This is a genomic window from Anaerococcus senegalensis JC48 (genome assembly GCF_000321005.1).
GTDB lineage: Bacteria > Bacillota > Clostridia > Tissierellales > Peptoniphilaceae > Anaerococcus > Anaerococcus senegalensis.
On sequence record NZ_HE578907.1, the window covers coordinates 913382 to 917840 of the forward strand.

Sequence of the window (4459 nt, forward strand, 5' to 3'; positions counted from 1 at the left end):
AATGCTCCCAAGACTTAAGCTCAGAAGCATTATTAATTTATCTGTATTTGTAGAAGCCTTCTCCTGTCTCAATTCCCTTAAGTCCCTTGGCTTCTCTTTCTTTAAGTTTCTTAAGAGCCTTGCCCATAGGAGTTGATGGATCCTTGGCATCTTCTCTAGTGCTAGTAACATTAATTACGGTATTAATTCCTATTATATCGATCATCTCGAAAGGACCCTTTGGCGAACCTGATCCTATCTTCCAGTCCATATCTATATCTTTTGGCTCCGCAATATCATCTCCGTAAAGAGCGAGAGCTGCATCTAATAGAGGAACGAGTATTGAGTTTAAGATATAGCCGGGATTCTCTTTCTTTATAATAGCAGGATACATTCCTATATCTCTTGCAAATTGAGCTACAATATCTATAACTTCCTTACTTGTAGTATCATGACCCATAACTTCTGCTAAATTTTGTCTATGGATACTGTTTGCGAAGTGTAAGTGAAGGAATCTTTCTTCTCTTCCAGTGAAGTCTTTAAGCATTGATGGCATAAAGGTTGAAGAGTTTGAAGCAAGTATTGCGTCATCCTTTAAGATATCCTTAATCTTCTCATAAAAGGCCCTTTTCTCGTCAACTTTCTCTGCTATAGCCTCTATAACAAGATCACAATCAGCAAAGGCCTCTTCTAAGTCGACTGTGTATTTTAAATCTTTGTAGGCTTTTTCGTTATTTTTCTTTAACTCTTCGATCTTTTCTAAATTTATATCCTTAACATCATCAAAAAATGACCTAGGATAGTTTGGGAATTCTGCTCCGATGTATCTTGGTGCAAGTTCCAATTCTTTCGTATAAGTCTCATATACCTTGTTAATCCTTGGCTTAGCTCTTTCAATCGAACCTTCGCTTCTTCCCCATATAGTAACGTCAAAACCATGAAAGGCAGCGGCATAGGCAATTTGAGCTCCCAAAACTCCACCGCCTGCAACAGTAACTTTTTTAATTTCCATAATATAATCTCCTTCTATGTTCTATATGATATTTACCCACTTAGGAAAATATAATTCACTAAAGTTTAAATGATTTCAATATAGAATTCATTGGAAAGACTCATTCCTTTTTTAGTAAAATAGAAATTATCATCAAGCTTATAAAAATCCTGGTCCTTGAATTTTTCTATCACATCCTTATATTTAACTAAGAAATCACAAGCAAATTTTTCCTTAAACTCTAATAGATTTATACCAGAGCTTTCTCTAAGCTTAAAGATAATATATTCCTTTTCTCTTTCATCCTTATCTATAAAATCTTCAAAAACGATAGGATACCTAGCTTCTCTAATAGCCTTGTCATATTTTACAAAATTTCTAGTGTTGTTATATCTCTTATTGGATAAAAATCCCGAAGCTCCCAGGCCAAAGGCTATATAGTCATCTATATTCCAATATTTCTTGTTATGAATTGATTCCTTCCCAAATCTTGCGAAATTAGATATCTCATATCTTTTAAGTCCCAATTTATCTAATTCATCAACAAGAAATGAAAATATATCTACCTCTAGGTCATCTTCCATCAAGTCTAGCTTGCCCTTTTTTATCTAAAGCATAAAATCTTGATCCTTCTTCTAGAATAAGAGAATACCATGATATGTGTTCAGGAGAAATCTTTTTTACCATAGCTAGTTCATTTTTAACAGACTTATAAGTTTGCCTTGGAAGATTGAGCATGAGGTCAAAGGATAAGTTGTCAAAGCCAGCATCCCTGATCATATCTATATCTTTTAGGGCAATATCCGCTGTATGATTTCTGCCAATTTCTTTTAAGACTTCATCATCAAAAGATTGGACACCAAGAGAAATCCTATTGATACCAATATCCTTATAGATTGCTAGTTTTTCCTTAGATATAGAGTTTGGATTACATTCTATGGTAAATTCTTTTATTTTCTCTATCTTAAATTTCTTTATTTCATTTACTATTTCTTCAATATATTTTGCATCTACATAAGAAGGAGTACCCCCACCTATGTGAATAGTATCTATTTCTATATTTAGTCTTTCTTGGTAGAGCTTAATTTCCTTTATTAAATTTTTTATATAGGGTTCAACCCTATTTTCTACATTCATATATGCACAAAAATCACAGTAATAGCACTTTTTTTGACAAAAAGGAATATGTATGTAGCATCCAACTTTTTCCATTTTTTCTCCTTTATATAAAAAAAGATGGCAATGCCATCAATTTTTAGTATATAATATTATAATTTTCTAAGCTTTGTAAAAAGATATCTCTTTTTTCCTTATCCTTATCGATAACAATGGCTTGTTCACTTATTCCTTCTTCTAATAAAACAAATAGAGTATCCAACAAGAAATTTTCGCTACCAACCACATAAAAATATGAGTCTGACCTATCATTAGCAAGCTCTTTTATTTTCTCAAGATAGTCGCTTCTACTATCTAGCCAATATTTGACTAAAAGTGATCCGTCAATATTTTCAAAATCACTTTCGTAAAGATGAGTATCCTTGGTATTTACATTTACACTTATGAATTCTGGAATATCTGTGTTATCTTCTTCAAATCTTTTTATAAGTGGCCTAATAGTTGACATTGCAAGACCTTGAGAAAGGGCAACAAGCGGTCTATTTTCTCTTTTTAAGGACATGTGAGATTTTAGCTTAAAAATTGTTACTGTATCTCCAATCTTAAGAATCGATAAAGTCTTCTTAAAAGGTGATTTTCTTATAGGAATTTTTGTAGTAAATCTAATATTCCCCTCACTTGTAAGTGTGTTTATACTTAAGTGATGAATTAGTTTTTTATTTACCTCTCCTGTCTCATCGTAACCTGGTAGAGCCAGATGAAAGCTAGAACCCTCATCCCAATTTAAATCATCGGGTTTTTCTAAGGTATATGTCCATACATACTTGTATTCTTCTTTTATATCCAAAATCTTAACTTGAAATTTATCCATAATATCTCCTTACTGATAATTGTTATCACTAAGAACACTATACTTAATTTTTAATTTTCTTCATCTGGAATATCCAGTTTTCTTTTTCCAATGTTTAATGTATCACTAATATATTTAAAAAATAGTTTATAATCATAAATCCAATTATCAATTATTCCAGACCTATAAATTCCTACAATAAATATAAATACAACTGGCAACAATATGGCTCCCATCACTCCAAAAAGTTTAAGTCCAGCATAAAGAGCTATAACTGATAGAATTGGGTGTATATCTGCAGAACTTCCTATTACCTTTGGAGCTATGACTTGTCTAAGCCCAGTCCAAGCTGTCAATACAATCAATAGTCCTAAGGATTTTATGGTATTATCAAAGATAAGTAGTTCTATTATTGACCATGGCAAGAGGACTATTATAGGACCAATCATAGGAAGTAGGTCTACAAATCCTAATATTAGGGCTATTGGCATGAAGTATTGTTGGCCTATGAAAAACAGGAAAATCGCCATTATTATTGTGCACAGAAAGGCTAGTTTTAGTTGGGATTTTATATAATTCCAGGTTGAATTCTTAAAGACAGCCCTTATCAAAGAAAGGTTATTCTTTGACTTTTCTGGTATCAATAGATGGTATTTATCATAAACATTTTGCATATCGCCAAGTATTATATAAAATGCAACTACAAAAGTAATCACAAAAAATATTATTTCATTGGAGGTATTTATAAAAGCTTGGGTAAAGCCAAAGGTAATATTGATTGCGTTTTTTTGTAAGCTACCCAACCATTCATACAAAGACTTAAGTCCAGACCTTATTGTGTTTGATACATAGTCTGGCATGAGGTTAATCTGTGAATTGGCATCATTGATCCAAGTATTTACAGAAGATACAATCTTATCCCAATTGCTAATGATATTACCTACCAAGCCAGAGACTTGATTTACTATAAACTGAACAAACCATACCAAGAAAAATAATAGAAGCAAGAGCAGGATTGTACCAAGCAGGTAGGATACCGCCTTGTGTTTGATTGGCAGGATATGGTCAATCTTTCTTATAGATGGTGCCAATAATCCCACGATTACTAGAGCTAGTATTATGGGCATGAGGGCATTTAATAGGGCTGGTGCAAGGAATAATAAAAATAATATGGTTAAAATAATAATTGTTGTTCGTAAAAATATCCTTTCATAAAGTTCTTTATTTCTCATGGCATCTCCTTTAATATTTGATAATATTATTATATCAAAAAGAGTGAGGAGGGCAAAATGGATATCGAAAAAATATATAGAATATACTTTGAAGATGTTTATAGATTTTTGCTCTCTTTGAGTAAAAATAAGGACGTAGCCCAGGATATAACAAGCGAAACTTTTCTAAAAGTCATAAATAATAGTAAGAAAATAGAAAATACTAGAAATATTAAGGCCTATATTTTTACTATAGCAAAAAATACTTACATCAACTACTATAATCAAAACTACCAGCTTAGCTGGTAGTTT

6 protein-coding genes are annotated in these 4459 nt (G+C 32.0%); 1 reads left to right on the top strand and 5 read right to left on the bottom strand.

What is annotated here, in order from left to right; translation table 11 throughout:
- Positions 1–37: 37 nt before the first annotated feature.
- The 5 genes from ASHG_RS04630 to ASHG_RS04645 form a co-directional block, all read right to left on the bottom strand.
- The gene (locus ASHG_RS04630) at positions 38–991 is read right to left on the bottom strand and encodes a 3-hydroxyacyl-CoA dehydrogenase (protein ID WP_004815879.1); all 954 of its coding nucleotides are present in this window, start codon (positions 989–991) and stop codon (positions 38–40) included.
- A 65-nt stretch (positions 992–1056) separates the two neighbouring features.
- Positions 1057–1554, bottom strand: a complete 498-nt coding sequence (locus ASHG_RS09115; protein ID WP_004815880.1) for a HemN — start codon at positions 1552–1554, stop codon at positions 1057–1059.
- Positions 1544–2182 (bottom strand): radical SAM family heme chaperone HemW, encoded by a 639-nt coding sequence (hemW, locus tag ASHG_RS09120; RefSeq protein WP_167320521.1) that lies wholly within the window; start codon positions 2180–2182, stop codon positions 1544–1546. The genes ASHG_RS09115 and hemW overlap by 11 nt, the downstream gene beginning before the upstream one ends.
- A gap of 43 nt (positions 2183–2225) precedes the next feature.
- Positions 2226–2957: a hypothetical protein gene (locus ASHG_RS04640; protein ID WP_004815882.1), complete on the bottom strand. Its 732-nt coding sequence runs from the start codon at positions 2955–2957 to the stop codon at positions 2226–2228.
- A 50-nt stretch (positions 2958–3007) separates the two neighbouring features.
- On the bottom strand, positions 3008–4168 hold the full coding sequence (locus ASHG_RS04645; protein WP_004815883.1) for an AI-2E family transporter: 1161 nt from the start codon (positions 4166–4168) through the stop codon (positions 3008–3010).
- A 57-nt stretch (positions 4169–4225) separates the two neighbouring features.
- Between ASHG_RS04645 and ASHG_RS04650 the strand changes: the two genes are divergently transcribed.
- Positions 4226–4456, top strand: coding sequence for an RNA polymerase sigma factor (locus tag ASHG_RS04650; RefSeq protein WP_004815884.1), 231 nt, complete (start codon positions 4226–4228; stop codon positions 4454–4456).
- Positions 4457–4459: the final 3 nt, after the last annotated feature.

Excerpts from the sequence above, each read along its gene's own strand:
- ASHG_RS04630 (WP_004815879.1), bottom strand. The coding sequence starts at position 991 with ATGGAAATTAAAAAAGTTACTGTTGCAGGCGGTGGAGTTTTGGGAGCT.
- ASHG_RS09115 (WP_004815880.1), bottom strand. The coding sequence starts at position 1,554 with ATGGAAGATGACCTAGAGGTAGATATATTTTCATTTCTTGTTGATGAA.
- hemW (WP_167320521.1), bottom strand. The coding sequence starts at position 2,182 with ATGGAAAAAGTTGGATGCTACATACATATTCCTTTTTGTCAAAAAAAG.
- ASHG_RS04640 (WP_004815882.1), bottom strand. The coding sequence starts at position 2,957 with ATGGATAAATTTCAAGTTAAGATTTTGGATATAAAAGAAGAATACAAG.
- ASHG_RS04645 (WP_004815883.1), bottom strand. The coding sequence starts at position 4,168 with ATGAGAAATAAAGAACTTTATGAAAGGATATTTTTACGAACAACAATT.
- ASHG_RS04650 (WP_004815884.1), top strand. The coding sequence starts at position 4,226 with ATGGATATCGAAAAAATATATAGAATATACTTTGAAGATGTTTATAGA.